We start from the raw sequence: 17,249 nt of genomic DNA on the forward strand, positions 1-17,249 counted from the left end.
AAGCGGGCCGCCGCGACGGCCCGTCCCTGGCCCGTCGCGGCTAAACCGGCGTCCTGCCGGTTTACCCGCTCCTCAATACCTGCGTTCGGCCTCGGGCTGAATGGGGCAGTCAGATCAAGATCAAAAGTAAGAGCACAGCGGCCTACCGGCCGGCTTGAGTGTTAGAAGCAAGGGCCAGATCCAGAGCGAAAGCAGAGCTGCTTTTATGTGGGAGCGGGCTTGCTCGCGAAAAACCTGAGGGCGCCGCGTTCATTCAGGACGCCAGCGTCATCGTTAACGATCTTCGCGAGCAAGCCCGCTCCCACATTTTTGGACCGTGCCCGCTTTTGCTTTTGATTTTGCTTCTACCACTCAAGCCGGCCGGTAGGCCGCTGTGCTCTTGCTTTTGATCTTGATCTTAGGCGCCCCGTTAAACCACGCTGGCCGAACGCAGGTAGTACGGAGCGGGTAAACCGGCAGGACGCCGGTTTAGCCGCGACGGGGCAGGGACGCCCCGTCGCGGCGGCCCGCGCAGTAATACCGGAGAGAGGGCACACCGAGCCCAAGCGAGGTGCCGAGTGGTGGGGCAAGAGCGTTTTGCTTACTTTTGCGCTGTTCAAAAGTGAGCCGCTGTAAGAGCGGAACCATAGGCGGCCGTTACCTAAATAATGGATAAACACACCCACTCGGCTCCAAATTTTTGATGGGTGTATGTCAAGCGTGCATGCGAACCCACACGCTGACCAACACCGTAGCCGCCATCAACCAGGCCACCGCCGCCACCGCCAGCGATGCCTCCAGCCGCATCCGGTCGACCATCACGTACAGCGTCGCCAGGTACACAAAGTACGGAATGATCGACCACATCCCGAACACGATCGTGGTCTTCAAATCCTCCACCGAGCGGCCTTTGCCGACGATGTAATGCGCGATCAACGCGAACGTCGGAAACAGCGGCACCAAGCCTGCGATGTAATAGTTCTTGGTCTTGGCCAGCGCCGCAAGGATCAGCACCACTCCTGCGCCCAATGCGGCCTTCAGCAATAAATCCACAATGCGCTCCTAGTGGCTCAGCCCGTATTTCTTGACCTTGTCGAACAGCGTGGTCTTGGCCATACCCAGTTCCTGGCTGGCCTGGGTCAGGTTCCCGCCGCTGCGTTGCAAGGCGTCGTTGAGCAGGTTGCGTTCAAACGCTTCCACCGCTTCGGTAAACGCCAAACCATGGTTGCCGCTGCTGGCGCCGCTCTTTTTGAACGCCGGCAAACCCAGGGCAAACCGCTCGGCCACGTTGCGCAGCTCACGCACGTTGCCCGGCCAGTCATGGCTCATCAGGTTGGACAGGGTCTGGTTGTCGAGGTCCGGCGCGGTGCGGTCGAAACGCAGAGACGACTGCTGCAGGAAGTGTTCGAACAACTGCAGGATGTCTTCGCGTCGCTCACGCAGCGGCGGCAGTTCCAGGGTCACCACGTTGAGGCGGTAGTAAAGATCGCTGCGAAACTGGTTGGCGCGGCTCAGGTCGTCGAGGTCGGACTTGGTGGCGGCAATCACCCGGCAATCCACCGCTACGCTCTGGTTCGAGCCCAGGCGTTCCAGGGTGCGCTCCTGCAACACCCGCAGCAGTTTGATCTGCAGGTTCATCGGCATGCTTTCCACTTCATCGAGGAATAGCGTGCCTTCGTGGGCGTGCTCGATCTTGCCGATGCGGCGTTTGCCGGCGCCGGTAAACGCGTTGGCCTCGTGGCCGAAGATTTCGCTTTCGAACAGGTTTTCCGGCAGGCCGCCGCAGTTCAATGCGACGAACTGATGGGAATGGCGTCGGCTGAAATCATGCAGGCAGCGCGCAACCAGTTCCTTGCCGGTGCCGGTCTCGCCTTCGATCAACACGTTGGCCGAGGTGTCGGCGACGTTGGCGATCAGCTCCCGCAGGTTCTGCATGGCGGGGGAGCGGCCAATGATCCGGCCTTCCAGCGAGTCGCGCTCAGCCAGTTGCCGGCGCAGTGACCAGACTTCCCGGGCCAGGCCGCGTTGCTCCAGGGCGCGGCGGGCAACGTCCACCAGGCGCTCGGGAGAGAAGGGTTTTTCCATGAAGTCATAAGCACCGTTGCGCATCGCGCCCACGGCCATGGAGATGTCGCCGTGACCGGTGATCAGCACCACCGGCAGGCTTTTATCCAACGCCTTGAGCCGGGTCAGCAGCTCCAGGCCGTCGATGCCCGGCAGGCGGATATCGCTGATGACGATGCCGGCGAAGTTTTCACCGACGCGCGTCAGGGCTTCTTCGGCGCTGGCCACGCCCACGCTGGGAATGTCTTCCAGGGCCAGGGCTTGCTGGCAGCCGAGTAATACATGGGGGTCGTCTTCGACGATCAGGACGGTCAGGTCGGTGGTTTTTTCTGCGTTCATGTCGACTCGACTTGTTGAGGGCTCGCCAGCGGCAAACTCAGGACAAAGGCAGTACCACCGCTGGCAGGGTGCTCGACGGCGAGGTTGCCGCCGGTGGCCGCCGCGAGGCTGGCCGACAGCGTCAGGCCCAGGCCCAGGCCTTGCTCGCCGGGTTTGGTGGTAAAGAACGGTTCGAACAAATGTTTGCGGGCCTCAGGGTCAATACCGTGGCCGTTGTCGCGCACCTGCAAGCGGTATTTGCCCTCGACGATGTCGCCTTCCAGCCACAGCTCGGGGGCCGGTTGCGCTTGCATCGCGTCCAGGGCGTTGCCGATCAGGTTGACGAGGATCTGTTCCAGGCGTGTCTGGTCGATCTGCAACTGCGCGCTGCTGAAGTGGCGGTGTACCGTCAGCGGCAGGGTCTCCAGGCGACTGCCGAGGATCTGGAATGTGGCGTCTACCGCCTTGCCCAGATTGGCCTCGCCCTGGTCATCACCGCGCCGGGCAAAGGAGCGCAGGCTGGCGGTGATGCGGCCCATGCGGTCGATCAGTTCGTTGATGGTCTTGAGGTTGGCGCTGGCGGTGTCCAGCGCCCCACGCTCAAGGAAGCGCACGGTGTTGCCCGACAAGGTGCGCAAGGCGGCCAGCGGTTGGTTCAATTCGTGGGCGATGCTGGTGGACATCTGGCCGATGGCCGCGAGTTTTCCGGCCTGCACCAGTTCGTCCTGGGCCCGGCGCAGGGTCTCCTCGGCCTGGCGCCGCTCGCGAATCTGGCTCTTGAGCCGCTCGTTGCTGGCCCGCAGGTCGGTGGTGCGTTCGGCAATCCGTCGTTCGAGCTGGTTGTTGGCTTCCTGCAAGGCCTCGCGGGCGGCGAGGCGGGTGGCGATCACCTTGCGGCGCTCGTTCCAGGCAATCAGCAGGAACGCCACCAAGGCGAATGCCACGGCCACCAGGATGCCCTGGTTGATGGCGGCCCGGCGCAGGTCATTCAGCGGGGTCAGCAGGGTGAAGTTCCACGGCGTGTCATTCAGCGGGCGGGTCTGGGCCAGGAAGCTGACCTCCTTCTCGTCGGCCACCACTTCGGTGTTGGCCGGGAAGGTCAGTTTTTCTGTGCCTTCGCTCAGGCGCTCGCGGGCCAGAGGTTCCAGCTCGTTGAGGGTCGCCCAGTAATATTGCAGGCTGCGGGCCAGGCGTTCCTTGGTGTCATCGCTCAATGGGCGCACGGCCTTGAGGCGCCGGGCCGGGTCGCTGGAGAGGATGATGATGCCATTCTCGTCACTGACGAACGCTTCCAGGCGTGCCCGCTGCCAACGTTCTTCCAGGGCTTCGAGGCGCACCTTGACCACGGCGACGCCGATGATCTTGCCGTGTTCTTCAAGGCCATGGGCCAGGTAATAGCCGGGTTCGCCGTTGGTGCTGCCGATGCCGTAGAACCGGCCGGGCTGGCCGCGCACGGCGTTCTGGAAATAGGCGCGGAAGGACAGGTCTTCACCGAGGTAACTGTCGGCATCGCGCCAGTTACTGGTGGCCAGCACGCGCCCGGTGGTGTCCATCACATAGATCGCCCGGCTGCGGCTGCGCCGGTTCAGGCCTTCGAGGTAGTCGTTGACCGTGGACCGGGTTTCAAAGTTGGGGTCGGCCAGCAGCTTGGAGACGCTGGTTTCCAGCTCAAGCAGGCTAGGCAGGTAGGTGTATTTGCTGATCTCGCTTTCGACGGTACGAGCGTGCAGCTCCAGTTGGCGCTCGCCGGTCTCGCTGAGGGTGCGGATTCCATAGAATTCACTGATCCAGAAGCCGACGTAACCCAGTCCGATCATCAGCGCGATGATCAGCGGCGGCAGGAACAATTGGCGAATCAGACGAGGCTTCACGGCAAGTGATGGCGGCGCGGCGCGAAAGAGGTTGGGGTCGCATTTCATCACAGATGCCTTGGGTCAGCTATCGCTCACTTGCCAACTGTAGGAGCGAGCTTGCTCGCGAAAAACTCAAGGGCACCGCGCTCATCCAGGATGCTCGCGTTATCGTTGACGCCTTTCGCGAGCGAGCTCGCTCCTACAGAAGAGCAGCGAGCTGCGGCTTTTTAGTGCTGCAGGATTTTCTCAAGGAAGTGCTGCGCACGCTCGGAGCGGGCGCTGATGTCGCCGAAGAATTCCTCTTTCGGGCAGTCTTCGATGATCTTGCCGGCGTCCATGAAGATCACGCGGTCGGCTACCTTGCGCGCGAAACCCATTTCGTGAGTCACGCACATCATGGTCATGCCTTCGTGGGCCAGTTGCACCATCACGTCGAGCACTTCGTTGACCATTTCCGGGTCGAGGGCCGAGGTCGGTTCGTCGAACAGCATGACGATCGGGTCCATCGCCAGCGCACGGGCAATCGCCACACGCTGTTGCTGGCCGCCGGAAAGCTGGCCCGGGTGCTTGTGGGCGTGGGCCGACAGACCGACGCGCTCCAGCAGTTGCAGGCCCTTCTTGGTGGCTTCTTCCTTGCTGCGGCCCAACACCTTGATCTGCGCGATGGTCAGGTTTTCGGTGATGGTCAGGTGCGGAAACAGCTCGAAGTGCTGGAACACCATGCCGACGCGTGAGCGCAGTTTTGGCAGGTTGGTCTTCGGGTCGGCAATCGAAGTGCCATCCACGACGACGTCGCCTTTCTGGAACGGTTCCAGGGCGTTGACGCACTTGATCAGGGTGGATTTGCCCGAGCCGGACGGCCCGCACACCACGATCACTTCGCCTTTTTTAACCTCGGTGCTGCAATCGGTCAGCACCTGGAAGTCGCCATACCACTTGTTGATATTCTTGATAGAGATCATACGGCAAACCTTTTTTGCAGACGCTTGACCAGCAGCGAGGCGGAAAAGCTGATGATGAAGTAGACGACACCGGCGAAGATCAGGAACTCATTGGAGCGGCCAATGATGTCGCCATTGGAGCGGGCGGAGTTGAGGAAATCCACCAGGCCCACGGTGTAGACCAGCGAGGTGTCCTGGAACAGGATGATCGACTGTTGCAGCAGCAACGGGGTCATCTTGCGGAATGCCTGGGGCAGGATGATCAGGCGCATGGTCTGGCTGTAGGTCATGCCCATGGCTTGCGCTGCGGCCATCTGGCCCTTGGGGATCGACTGCACGCCGGCCCGCACGATTTCGCAGAAGTACGCCGCCTCGAACATCATGAAGGCCACGACGCAGGAGGTAAATGCACCGATCGGTGTGTCTTCGCCGGTGATCCAGCGCAGCACGAACGGCACCGCCAGGTAGAACCAGGTGATCACCAACAGCAACGGGATCGACCGGAAGTAGTTCACGTAGGCACCGGCCAGGCGCGACAGCAGCTTGTTGGACGACAAGCGCATCAGCGCCAGGATGGTGCCGATGATGATCCCGCCGACCACACCCATGACCATCAACTGCAAGGTCATGACCATGCCGTTCCACAGGCCCGGGATGGCGGGGATGATGCCACTGAAATCGAATTCCATTATTTACCCCCCACGGAGATCAGGCCGGGCACGGCAACTTTCTTCTCGACCACGCGCATCAGCAGCATCAGGCTCATGTTCAGGGTGAAGTAGATCAGCGTGGCCAGGGTGAAGGCCTCAAACAGGTTGGCCGAGAACTCGGCGGTCTGTTTGGTTTGCGCAAGCAGTTCCATCAAGCCGATCAGGGACGCCACGGAGGAGTTCTTGAAGACGTTGAGGAATTCTGAGGTAAGCGGTGGAATGATGATGCGGTAGGCCTGGGGCAGCAGCACGTTCCAGTAGATCTGCGGCAGCTTGAAGCCCATGGCACGCGCGGCGGCTTCCTGGCCGCGTGGCAGCGCCTGGATGCCGGTACGCACTTGTTCGCACACACGGGCGGCGGTGAACAGGCCCAGGCACACGACAACGCTCAGGTAGGCCGAGGTGGTCGGGTTGAGGTCTTGTTTGTACCAGTCCTGCAGGTTCTGCGGCAGCATGTCGGGTATCAGGAAATACCAGATGAACAGCTGAACGAGCAGCGGTACATTGCGAAACAGTTCCACGTAGCAGGTCGCGATGCCCGATACGATGCGGTTTGGCACGGTGCGCATGACGCCGAGTACGGAGCCCAGCAGCAAGGCGATGATCCATGCCACGATGGCGATGGCGATGGTCCAGCCCAGTCCGGAAATGTACCAGTCGAGATAAGTCTCGCTGCCAACGCCGGTGGACTTGAAGAATACGCCCCAGTCCCAGTTGTAATTCATTAGGGTCTCCCCTCGAGATCGATCGATGTACAAGCACCCGCTTGGGGAAGATCCTTTCCCGCCTGACGGTGAACGCCAGGCACACGCGATCGGCTCGAAAACCGCCAGGTCGAGTGTTCCAAAATTAAAGCCAGCAGGTAGTAACAGACGCCTGAGGGAGGGTTGGCTCCCTCAGGACATAAGCTTAGTCAGGTATCAGATTTTTACGTCAGGCGCCGGCTTGTCGCTTGGAGTGGCGATCAGGCCCTTCACCTTGTCGCTCATCGGGAAGTTCAGGTTCAGGCCTTTAGGTGGAATCGGGCTTTCGAACCACTTGCTGTAGATCTTGTTGATCTCGCCGGATTTGTACAGGCCGACGATCGCGTCATCCACGGCTTTCTTGAAGGCTGGGTCGTCTTTACGAACCATGCACGCGTAGGCTTCGAAGGACTGTGGAGTACCGGTGATTACCCAGTCATCCGGCTTCTTGGCCTTGGCTTCTTCACCGGCCAGCAGGGCGTCGTCCATCATGAAGGCGACGGCGCGGCCGCTTTCCAGCATCTGGAAGGATTCACCGTGGTCCTTGGCGGAGATGACGTTCATGCCCATCTGCTTGTCGGCGTTCATCGCTTTGATGATGCGCTCGGACGTGGTACCGGCGGTGGTCACGACGTTCTTGCCTTTCAGGTCAGCGAAATCACTGTAGGACGGCTTGCCATCCTTGTCTTTCTTGACCAGCAGACGGGTGCCGATTTCGAAGATGTTGATGGTGAAGTCGACTTGCTGGGCGCGTTCGGCGTTGTTGGTGGTGGAGCCGCACTCGATGTCCGCGGTGCCGTTCTGGATCAACGGGATACGGGTTTGCGAGGTGACCAGGTTGTACTTGGTCTTCAGGTCGGGTTTGTTCAGGTCTTTTTTCAGGGCTTCAACGATAGCCAGCTGAATGTCGTGGGAGTAGCCCACTGGTTTGCCCGAACCATCCGCGATGTAGGAAAACGGAATGGAGCTGTCGCGGTGAGCGAGAGTGATGGTGCCGGAGTCGTTGATTTTCTTCAGTGTGCCGGTGAGTTCGGCGGCGAAAACTGGAGTGCTGATCAGAGCAGCAGCGATAGCTGCGCCCAAAATATGGGGAACGATACGCATCAATACTTCCTCGACATTTGTTTTTTTTATGAGACCGGTTGGGACGGCCACGTTTTTATATAAACAGTACTGCGAATGCCCATGACGGCTCCTGAGGCGCCTCAGGCAATCGCCTACGAGTGTAGAGCATGAGTCGTGCCAGACCTGGGATAAAAGGTTAATAGCATGATTTATATAGAGATTAACTTTATATGACTGAGGTTTTGAGCTGGTCTGATCCGAAAAACCGAATAGGCTGGGGTGTGATGTTCGGAAAACCGAATGATGGGATGAGCGTTGATCGCCCATGAAAAAAACCCGGGAGTGTAGCTCCCGGGGCTTTTAGTGTGGCTTTGTCGTCAGAACGTGTAGTCGGCTGACACCACCGCTGCGCGACCATCGCCGGGCACCGCCCAACCGTTGTTACGGATGCGGGTCAGGTATTCCTTGTCGAACAGGTTGTTGATGTTCAACTGAAGGTTCAGCTGTTTGTTGACCTTGTAGCCGAGCATTGCGCGCTGCACCGCGTAGCCGGGCGACGTCGGTGAATTCGCGGCACTGACCAGGTACTGCTTGGTTTGCGCCGTTATGCCGTAACCCACCTGGAAGTCGTAGGGCAGGTCATACACCGTCCAGATGCTGGCTGCATGTTTGGGCGTGAAGGTCAGCGGCTCGCCTTTCTGCACGTCGATGCCGGTGGTTGCCAGGGTGTAGTCGCTGGCGCTGCGCAGCACACGGGTGTTCAGGTAGGTGTAGTTGGCGAAGACCTTCCAGCGGTCAGTGATCGCACCGCTCAGGCCCAGCGCCACACCGTCTGCACGTGCCTTGCCGTCGAGGGTTTGCGTGCCGCTCAGGTTGCTTGGGTCGTTATCGGCGACTTTGTAGTTGGTGCGGTCATTGCGAAAGATCGCGCCCGTCAGCGACAGGGCATTGTCGAGCAAGTCCCATTTGGTACCGATCTCGTAGCTGACGGCAGTTTCCGGGGCAACGTCGCAGTTGTTGGTGGCCACGCTTGAGGTTTTGGCCGGGGTGTAGCAACCCCCATTGACGCTGGCTTGCGACGGCGTCTTGCTGTTGCCATAGGCGATATAGAAGCTGGCGTTTTCCACCGGTTTATAGACCAGCGCCATGCGGTAGGACGTCAGGTCATCCGCCTGGCCGTAGCGTGTGCCGGGCGTCTCCACGCCGGTGCTGGAGTAGGCATTGGTCACCGAGCTGCCGGCGTTGTGCTCGTAACGCAGGCCGCCATTGATTTCCCATTGCGGGTTGAGCTTGAGCGTGTCGAAGGCGTAGACGGCGCGGTTGTTCAGCGCGCCATCGATGTGGGCGGCACGGGTGAAGTTGACCGGGCCCGTCCAGTCCGAGTTCGGATCGCTGTAGCTGACCGGTGGCGGGACTATCGTGCTGCCGTTGGCGTTGGTCAGCCATTTGCCGGTATCCGCCTCGTATTCCTCGCGGCTGATGGAGATGCCGGTCACCAGCGTGTGGTCGATAAAACCGGTGCTGAAGTGGCTGGTGACGTCGGTCTGGTTGGTGAACATTTTGTTCTGGGTATTGCGCTCGTTACCCAGTGAGCCACCGCTTGGCTGGAAAAAGCCCGGTTGCAGGCCCGCGGTGCAAGGCGCGCCCGTGATCTGGGTGCCGCTGGCCAGGCAGCCGGCCTGTGCGCCTTCGGGGCCCGAGGCGCGCAGGTATTGGCGAACGCGCTCGACGCGGGTGAAGTTACGCACTGACACGGCATCGTTGAAGTCGTGCTCGAGCTTCAGGCTGAACGAATCCGAGGTGATTTTCTGGTCATTGATGTTGTGGTAGCCGTAGTAATCGCTCCAACCCACGCCCGGCATGGGCTTGCCGTTGTAGATGGGGATACCGTATTGCGGCGTGTTGTCGTCTTTTTGATGCTCGTAACTGACGGTGACGCGCGTCGGCGTGCCCAGGCCAAACGCGATCGAGGGCGCGATGCCCCAGCGTTCGTAATCTTCATAATCGCGGCCGGGCACATCGTTGCCATGGGCCATCAGGTTCAGGCGGAACGCCGTGGTGTCGTTGAGCGTCTGGTTGGTGTCCAGGGTGGTGCGCTTGTAGTTATCGGTGCCGATGCCGGCACTGATGGTGGTTTTGTCGCGTAATTCTGGCTGCTTGCTCACCAGGTTGATGGTGCCGCCGACCGCACCGGAACCGGAGTACACCGAACTTGCGCCGCTGACGACTTCGACCTGTTCCAGGTTGAACGGGTCGGTGCGGCTGTATTGCGCGCTGTCGCGCACGCCGTCCACGTAGATGTCGCCGCTGGCGGAAAACCCGCGCAGGTTGATGCTGTCACCATACCCGCTGCCACCTTCGCCGGCGCCGAACGTGATGCCCGGCACGGTGCTGAGCACGTCGCGCAGGGTCAGCAGGTTTTGGTCATGAATGACTTCCTTGGGCACCACTGTGATCGTCTGCGGCGTGTCGCGCAGCGCCTCGGTGTACTTGGGGGAAGAGGGGGCCACAGGGTTGTAGACGCTCTGGCTCGGAGCCTGGCCTTCGATGCTGGTCGCGCCGAGCTGAATGACGCCTGTGTTGTCCTCTGGTGCGGTGTCCGCCGCATAACTGAATCCTCCCTGCGCAGCCACTGCCAAGCCCACTGCCGACGCGAGCAAATGCCGCGATGAAAGGGGGGCAGAACTGATCCCGGTAGCCATTGAGTAATCTCTTGTGGGTGTAAGTGAGATGCGATCGTAATTGATAAGCAGTCTCAAATGTACTACTTTGTAACTAAATAATTCATGAAATTTTTTTGGTGCTTGTTCACCACACGGGGCAGGAATGCAGAGTGCACAGCCAGGCAGCGATCCGTCGGAAATCGGTGATAACCCGCGTGCCTATGTGCGCTGGGTGATGCATGCCGCTCAATTGGGTGATGCCGACGCACAGGCCACTCTGGCTCAGCTGCTGCTCGACGGTCGTGGTGTGCAGAAGGATGAGGCGTTGGCGTTGAGCTGGTTTCGCATCGCCGCACGGCAGCGCCACCCCATGGCGTTCAACATGATCGGGCGCTGCCTGGAGAATGGGTGGGGCTGCGAAATCGACCTCGAAGACAGCGCGCTGCATTACCGCAAGGCTGCCGATCTGGGTCTGGATTGGGGCTTGTACAACTACGGCCAGTTGCTGACGCGTGGCCGTGGTGTGGAGCACGATCTTGTCGCGGCGTATGAGTTATTCCGTCAGGCTGCGGCCAAAGGGCACGCCAAGTCGATGAACCTGCTGGGACGGTTCCACCATGAAGGCGTTGTGGTGCCCAAGGATGTTCAGCTGGCGAGGCAGTGGTATCAGCGCTCAGCCGAGGCCGGGGATTTTCGTGGGCAATACAACCATGCCTCGGAGCTGGCTGAAGACGGCGACGAAGCGCAGGCCTGTCTATGGCTGGAGCGGGCGCTCGCGACAGCTACGGCGGGTTTCCTGCAGGCGGCGTATCCGGTGTTGGTGGGATCCGCGTTCTCCGGTATTCGTGAAATGGGCCTGCGTTATCAGCGCCAGGCGCTTGGCACGTAAAAAAGCCCCTGGACCTTTCGGTGCAGGGGCTTTTTAGCGGCGGGTGTCAGGCTGCTTCGATCTTGCCGCGATTGTGCTCGACCTTGGACAGGTAACGCTGCACGTTTTCCTGTTCTTGCGGTGTGGTGAACAGGCCCAGTTTGCTGCGGCGCCACAGGATGTCCTGGGGCTGCGTGGCCCATTCTTCAGCACACAGGTAATCGACTTCGCGGGTGTACAGGCCACCACCGAGGTGGTCGCCCATGTCGGCCAGCGATTGCACGCCTTCCAGCAGGCGCCAGGTACGGCTACCGTAGGTAGTGGACCAGCGACGGGCAATCTCGCTTGGCACCCAGTCGAACTTGCTGCGAATCGCATCGGCCAGGGCTTCTGGCGTGCTCATGTTTTCGCCGCCGGGCAGGGTGGCCGTGGCGGTCCAGCTTGGGCGCATCTGCGTGAAGTACGGCGCCAGTTGCGCCATCGCCGATTCGGCCAGCTTGCGGTAAGTGGTCAGCTTGCCGCCGAACACCGAAAGCAACGGCGCCTCGCCCGAGGTGCCGGACAGCGCCAGGGTGTAATCGCGGGTCACGGCCGACGGGTTGTCGGATTCGTCATTGCACAGCGGGCGCACGCCGGAATAGGTGTGCACGATGTCGTCGCGGCTCAGCTGTTTCTTGAAGTGCGCGTTGACCACGTTGAGCATGTAGTCGGTTTCACCTTCGGTAATCGCCACTTTCGCCGGGTCACCGGTGTACTCGCGGTCGGTAGTGCCGATGATGGTCAGGTGATTCAGGTACGGAATGGTGAAGACGATGCGCTGGTCTTCGTTCTGCAGGATGTGCGCGTGGGCGCCTTCATACAGCTTCGGCACGATCAGGTGGCTGCCCTGGATCAAGCGGATGCCGTAGGGCGAGTCCAGCTTCAAATCATCCTTGATGAACTTGGCTACCCATGGGCCAGCCGCGTTCACCAGTGCGCGGGCGCGGATCGAGAACAGGCTGCCGTCGGCACGTTCCATGTTCATTTCCCACAGGCCTTTGCTGCGGTGCGCGCTGACGCAACGGGTCTGGGTGTGGATATGCGCACCCTTTTCCCGCGCGGCCATGGCGTTGAGTACTACAAGGCGGGCGTCGTCGACCCAGCAGTCGGAGTATTCGAAGCCTTTGGTGATTTCGCTTTTCAGCGGGCTGTCGGGGCCGAACTTGATGCTCTTGGAGCCTTCGAGTTTTTCGCGCTTGCCCAGGTGGTCATACAGGAACAGGCCGGCACGAATCATCCACGCCGGGCGCAGGTGCGGGCGGTGCGGCAGTACAAAGCGCATCTGCTTGACGATGTGCGGGGCCTTGGCCAACAGCACTTCACGTTCAGCCAGGGCTTCACGCACCAGGCGGAATTCGTAATGTTCCAGATAACGCAGGCCGCCGTGGATCAGCTTGCTGCTGGCGGAGGAGGTGTGGCTGGCCAGGTCGTCCTTTTCGCAAAGGAATACCGACAAACCGCGCCCGGCTGCGTCTGCTGCGATGCCGACGCCGTTGATCCCGCCACCGATAACGGCGACGTCATAGACTTCGGCAAGCGGTGGGGCAGGCAAGGTAGAAGGGTTCATCGGCTGGCCTCGCGATCTTTTTCGTATTGGAATTCGAACATAAATGTTCATTTGCGAAAATGGTAGCTCATAAACGCGGGCACAGCCAGCCTGCTTCGATTGAAAATACTGATCGAAGGGCGAGGAAAGGAAAATTTGTGAACTGATAGTTCCCACGCTCTGCGTGGGAATTCAGCCTGTGACGCTCTGCGTCGAACAGCGGACGCGGAGCGTAGGAACGATCAGATAGGCTTACACCACTTCCAGTCGAATCTTGTTCTGATTCAGCAGTTGCACCAGCGCCGGGACCGGCTGCTGATCGGTGACTAAACAATCAATCAAACTGATCGGTCCCAGGCGAATCATGGCGTTACGCCCGAATTTGCTGGAGTCCGCCGCCAGGATCACCTTGCGCGCATTGGCAATGATCGCCTGGGAAACCCGCACTTCCTGGTAATCGAAGTCCAGCAGGCTGCCGTCTTCATCAATGCCGCTGATGCCCACCAGGGCGAAATCGACCTTGAACTGGTTGATAAAATCGACGCTGGCCTGGCCCACCACGCCGCCGTCACGACGCACGTTGCCGCCGGTCAGGAGTACGTCGAAGTCGTCTTTGGCGCTGAGCATCATGGCGACGTTGAGGTTGTTGGTGATGATTTTCAGGTGGCTGTGGTTAAGCAGCGCGCGGGCGATCGATTCGGTGGTGGTACCGATGTTGATAAACAGCGAGGCGTGATCAGGGATTTGCGCGGCAATGGCTTCGCCGATGCGCTGTTTCTCGTCGCGCATCTGGTCGGCACGCATGGCGTACGCGGTGTTTTCAACGCTGGAGTCATAGGCTGCGCCGCCGTGGTAGCGGCGCAACAGATTGGCTTCCGCCAGTTGATTGATATCACGGCGGATGGTTTGCGGGGTGACAACGAAGAGCTGCGCCATTTCCTCGATACTCACATAGCCGCGTTCGCGAACCAGTTCGAGGATTTGTTGCTGGCGGGGAGGCAGATTCATGGTGCGTCCTTTGGGCTGCCGTAAAAAGTGGCCCATGATGACGCAGGAATCTGCTCCCTGCCAGTTACAACCCTATGTGTGTCCGGCGCTTGGCTTATTCAGCGCCTTCGTGGGGTTCCCAGTCGCGGGTGCGGCTGACCGCTTTTTGCCAGCCGGCGTAGAGTTTTTCCTTCGCCGTTTCTTCCAGTTGCGGTTCGAATTGGCGCTCGATCACCGCCTTGCCGCGCAGTTCGTCCAGGCTGCTCCAGAAGCCGCACGCCAGGCCAGCCAGGTAGGCGGCGCCCAACGCGGTGGTTTCGCGCATTTGCGGGCGCTCAACCTGGGTGCCGAGGATGTCGGCCTGGAATTGCATCAGGAAGTTGTTGGCGACCGCACCACCGTCTACCCGCAAGGATTTGAGGCGTTCGCCGGAATCCTGCTGCATGGCGTCGAGTACGTCGCGGGTCTGGTAGGCAATCGACTCCAGGGCGGCACGAATGATGTGATCCACGCGTACGCCACGGGTCAGGCCGAACAGCGCGCCACGGGCATACGGGTCCCAATACGGCGCGCCCAGGCCGGTGAAGGCCGGTACCAGGTACACGCCGTTGCTGTCCTTGACCTTGCCGGCGAAGTATTCGGTGTCGGTAGCGTCGGCGATGATCTTCAGCTCGTCACGCAGCCATTGCACAGTGGAGCCACCGTTGAACACGGCGCCTTCCAGGGCGTAGGCCACTTCGCCACGCGGGCCGCAGGCGATGGTGGTGAGCATGCCGTGCTTGGATTTCACCGCCTTGTCGCCGGTGTTCATCAACAGGAAGCAGCCGGTGCCGTAGGTGTTTTTCGCCTGGCCCGGTTCTACGCACATTTGGCCGAACAGCGCCGCCTGCTGGTCACCGGCGATACCGCCGATGGCAATACCGCTTTTGGTACGGCCGTAGATTTGCGAGGAAGACTTCACTTCCGGCAGCATTTCGCGCGGGACATCGAGGATTTCCAGCATCTTCGAATCCCACTCCAGCGTGTGGATGTTGAAGAGCATGGTGCGCGAGGCGTTGGTGTAGTCGGTGACGTGGGTCTTGCCGCCGGTAAATTTCCAGATCAGCCAGCTGTCGATGGTGCCGAACAGCAGTTCGCCGTTGCGCGCACGCTCGCGGCTGCCTTCGACGTTGTCGAGGATCCACTTGAGCTTGGTGCCAGAGAAGTACGGGTCGGTGACCAGGCCGGTGGTGTCGCTGATGTATTGCTCATGGCCGTCGCGCTTGAGCTGCTGGCAGATCTCGGTGCTGCGGCGGCACTGCCACACGATGGCGTTGTAGATCGGGCGGCCGGTGACCTTGTCCCAGACCACGGTGGTTTCACGCTGGTTGGTGATGCCGATGGCGGCGACCTGGTCATGGTGCAGGCCGGCTTGTGCCAGGGCCTCGACCATCACGGCGCTCTGGGTGGCGAAGATTTCCATCGGGTCATGTTCAACCCAACCGGCTTGCGGGTAATGCTGGGCGAATTCACGCTGGGCGGTGCAGACCACGTTGGCATCACGATCAAAGATGATCGCCCGGGAACTGGTGGTGCCCTGATCGAGGGCAATGATGTAGTTCTTATTCTGAATGTCGGTCATGTCGATTGCCTTGGACGGAGAATAGGGAAGTTAAGTAAACAGCCTGGGCCGCAAAAGGGCAGTACGGCCCAGGCTATCGCATCAGGAAGTACGGGTTTTGCCGGTGCCGGCAGCTTCGGTTGCATCAGTTGTAGCAGGTGCGGCGCTGGGCAGGTGACGGGCAATCAGTCCGCGATACGCGGCAGCACCGAGGCAGGCACCGACGATCGGTGCAAAGATCGGAATCAGGAAGTAAGGAATGTCGCGCCCGCCAGTGAAGGCTATTTCACCCCAGCCGGCGAAAAAGGTCATCAGTTTGGGGCCGAAGTCACGGGCCGGGTTCATCGCAAAGCCGGTCAACGGGCCCATGGCGCTGCCGATCACGGCGATCAGCAAACCAATCAGCAGCGGCGCCAACGGGCCACGGGGCAGGCCGTTGTTGTCGTCGGTCAGGGCCATGATCACGCCCATCAGGATTGCGGTGATGACCATTTCCACCAGGAACGCCTGGGCCGTGCCCAGCAGCGGATGCGGGTAGGTGGAGAACACCGACGCCAATTCCAGGCTGGCCTGGGTGCCGCGAATCATGTGGTGGGTTTGTTCGTAATCGAAAAACAGGTTGCTGTAGAGCGTGTAAACCAACGCGGCCGAGCAGAAGGCGCCAGCGACCTGGGCGATGATGTAGAACGGCAGTTTGCGCTTGTCGAAATCGGCAAAAATGCACAGGGCGATACTGACTGCCGGGTTGAGGTGAGCCCCGGAAATACCGGCGCTCAGGTAGATCGCCATGCTGACGCCGATCCCCCAGATGATACTGATTTCCCACAAGCCGAAGCTGGCGCCCGCGACCTTGAGCGCAGCAACACATCCGGTACCGAAGAAGATCAGCAACGCAGTGCCCAGGAATTCGGCCATGCATTGGCTTGAGAGTGAAGGTTGTTGAAGTGCAGTTGTCATGGAAAACCTCTGTTTTTGTTGTTGTCTGGCGTTTTGCCGCAACGGGCAAGCTGCGATTTTCACCGTGGCGAGGATCCCCATCCTGTTCGCGGCTTACTGCTGTGAAACCGTAGGTGTATTCCTACAGTATTCGTAAACGAAAAAATATAGACAAGAATGACTGCTGTCAAAGGTCGAAAGTGAACGATCGGTCATTTTGTAATTATTGGTGTGGTGAATGATCGTGCCGTGGGCGATGGGAGGTGCTGGCGGGGACCGCGCGGGCTCATGGCAGGAGGCTTCGGACTAGAGCCTTTTGCCTCTCGTTGGCCTAGAATCAGCCCTCTGTTTTTTGACCTTTTTGCCAAGCCTGGAGCCCGCATGACGCCCGCATTGGACCTGTTGAAAAAAGTTCGTGCCGAACATCGAATCCACAGTTACGAACATGATCCCAAGGCAGCGTCCTATGGTCTGGAGGCCGCGGAGAAATTGGGGCTTGATCCGGCGCAGGTGTTCAAGACCCTGCTGGCCAGCAGTGAAAAAGCTGAGTTGCTGGTGGCCGTTGTGCCGGTCGTCGGAAGTTTGGATTTAAAAGCGTTGGCGCAGGCCGCCGGGGTGAAAAAGGTCGAGATGGCGGACCCTGCTGCGGCGCAACGGGCGACTGGTTACCTGCTGGGTGGCATCAGCCCGTTGGGGCAGAAGAAGCGCCTGCGCACTTTTGTCGATGTGACGGCGCAGTCGTTTCCGACCATTTTTATCAGCGCGGGCAGAAGGGGGCTTGAGGTGGAATTGGCTGCGGCAGTGCTGGCCGAGCACACCCAGGCCAAGTTCGCGGAAATTGGCCGGGCGTGATGCTTTCTGTAGGAGCGAGTTTGCTCGCGAAAAACTTGAGGGCGCCGCGTTGATTCAGGGTGCCAACGTCATCGTTAACGACCTT

At 60.1% G+C, this 17,249-nt stretch carries 14 protein-coding genes; 2 read left to right on the plus strand and 12 right to left on the minus strand.

The window, feature by feature from the left end; all coding sequences use genetic code 11:
* Positions 1–693: 693 nt before the first annotated feature.
* The 8 genes from CEC48_RS05985 to CEC48_RS06020 all read right to left on the minus strand — a co-directional run bounded on the left by CEC48_RS05985 (position 694) and on the right by CEC48_RS06020 (position 10,375).
* A complete protein-coding gene (locus CEC48_RS05985) occupies positions 694–1,023 on the minus strand; it encodes a GlpM family protein (protein WP_176438680.1) in 330 nt (109 codons plus the stop codon).
* An 18-nt stretch (positions 1,024–1,041) separates the two neighbouring features.
* Positions 1,042–2,382: a sigma-54 dependent transcriptional regulator gene (locus CEC48_RS05990; RefSeq protein ID WP_088422911.1), complete on the minus strand. Its 1,341-nt coding sequence runs from the start codon at positions 2,380–2,382 to the stop codon at positions 1,042–1,044.
* A complete protein-coding gene (locus tag CEC48_RS05995) occupies positions 2,379–4,280 on the minus strand; it encodes a sensor histidine kinase (protein WP_088422912.1) in 1,902 nt (633 codons plus the stop codon). The genes CEC48_RS05990 and CEC48_RS05995 overlap by 4 nt, the downstream gene beginning before the upstream one ends.
* A gap of 161 nt (positions 4,281–4,441) precedes the next feature.
* Positions 4,442–5,176, minus strand: coding sequence for an amino acid ABC transporter ATP-binding protein (locus CEC48_RS06000; protein ID WP_010170183.1), 735 nt, complete (start codon positions 5,174–5,176; stop codon positions 4,442–4,444).
* A complete protein-coding gene (locus CEC48_RS06005) occupies positions 5,173–5,844 on the minus strand; it encodes an amino acid ABC transporter permease (RefSeq protein WP_088422913.1) in 672 nt (223 codons plus the stop codon). Before CEC48_RS06005 ends, CEC48_RS06000 begins: the two co-directional genes overlap by 4 nt.
* Positions 5,844–6,590, minus strand: a complete 747-nt coding sequence (locus CEC48_RS06010; protein ID WP_088422914.1) for an amino acid ABC transporter permease — start codon at positions 6,588–6,590, stop codon at positions 5,844–5,846. Before CEC48_RS06010 ends, CEC48_RS06005 begins: the two co-directional genes overlap by 1 nt.
* A 195-nt stretch (positions 6,591–6,785) precedes the next feature.
* Positions 6,786–7,712, minus strand: a complete 927-nt coding sequence (locus CEC48_RS06015; protein ID WP_088422915.1) for a glutamate/aspartate ABC transporter substrate-binding protein — start codon at positions 7,710–7,712, stop codon at positions 6,786–6,788.
* A gap of 338 nt (positions 7,713–8,050) precedes the next feature.
* Positions 8,051–10,375, minus strand: a complete 2,325-nt coding sequence (locus CEC48_RS06020) for a TonB-dependent siderophore receptor (protein ID WP_088422916.1) — start codon at positions 10,373–10,375, stop codon at positions 8,051–8,053.
* Between the two features lie 124 nt (positions 10,376–10,499).
* Here CEC48_RS06020 and CEC48_RS06025 point away from each other — a divergent pair, with 124 nt between their 5' ends.
* Positions 10,500–11,225, plus strand: coding sequence for a tetratricopeptide repeat protein (locus CEC48_RS06025; RefSeq protein WP_088422917.1), 726 nt, complete (start codon positions 10,500–10,502; stop codon positions 11,223–11,225).
* 46 nt (positions 11,226–11,271) lie between these two features.
* Here the strand turns inward: CEC48_RS06025 and glpD are convergent, their stop codons facing one another.
* The 4 genes from glpD to CEC48_RS06045 form a co-directional block, all read right to left on the minus strand.
* Positions 11,272–12,810 carry a glycerol-3-phosphate dehydrogenase gene (gene glpD / locus CEC48_RS06030; RefSeq protein WP_088422918.1) on the minus strand — a complete coding sequence of 513 codons (1,539 nt, stop codon included), beginning with the start codon at positions 12,808–12,810 and terminating at the stop codon, positions 11,272–11,274.
* 231 nt (positions 12,811–13,041) lie between these two features.
* Positions 13,042–13,797 (minus strand): DeoR/GlpR family transcriptional regulator, encoded by a 756-nt coding sequence (locus CEC48_RS06035; RefSeq protein ID WP_088422919.1) that lies wholly within the window; start codon positions 13,795–13,797, stop codon positions 13,042–13,044.
* A 94-nt stretch (positions 13,798–13,891) separates the two neighbouring features.
* A complete protein-coding gene (gene glpK / locus CEC48_RS06040; protein ID WP_088422920.1) occupies positions 13,892–15,397 on the minus strand; it encodes a glycerol kinase GlpK in 1,506 nt (501 codons plus the stop codon).
* 81 nt (positions 15,398–15,478) lie between these two features.
* A complete protein-coding gene (locus CEC48_RS06045) occupies positions 15,479–16,333 on the minus strand; it encodes an MIP/aquaporin family protein (RefSeq protein ID WP_088422921.1) in 855 nt (284 codons plus the stop codon).
* 360 nt (positions 16,334–16,693) lie between these two features.
* Here CEC48_RS06045 and ybaK point away from each other — a divergent pair, with 360 nt between their 5' ends.
* On the plus strand, positions 16,694–17,164 hold the full coding sequence (ybaK, locus tag CEC48_RS06050; protein WP_010170166.1) for a Cys-tRNA(Pro) deacylase: 471 nt from the start codon (positions 16,694–16,696) through the stop codon (positions 17,162–17,164).
* Positions 17,165–17,249 lie beyond the last annotated feature (85 nt).

It is taken from the genome of Pseudomonas sp. K2I15 (assembly GCF_002204795.1).
In the GTDB taxonomy this organism is placed as follows: Bacteria; Pseudomonadota; Gammaproteobacteria; order Pseudomonadales; family Pseudomonadaceae; genus Aquipseudomonas.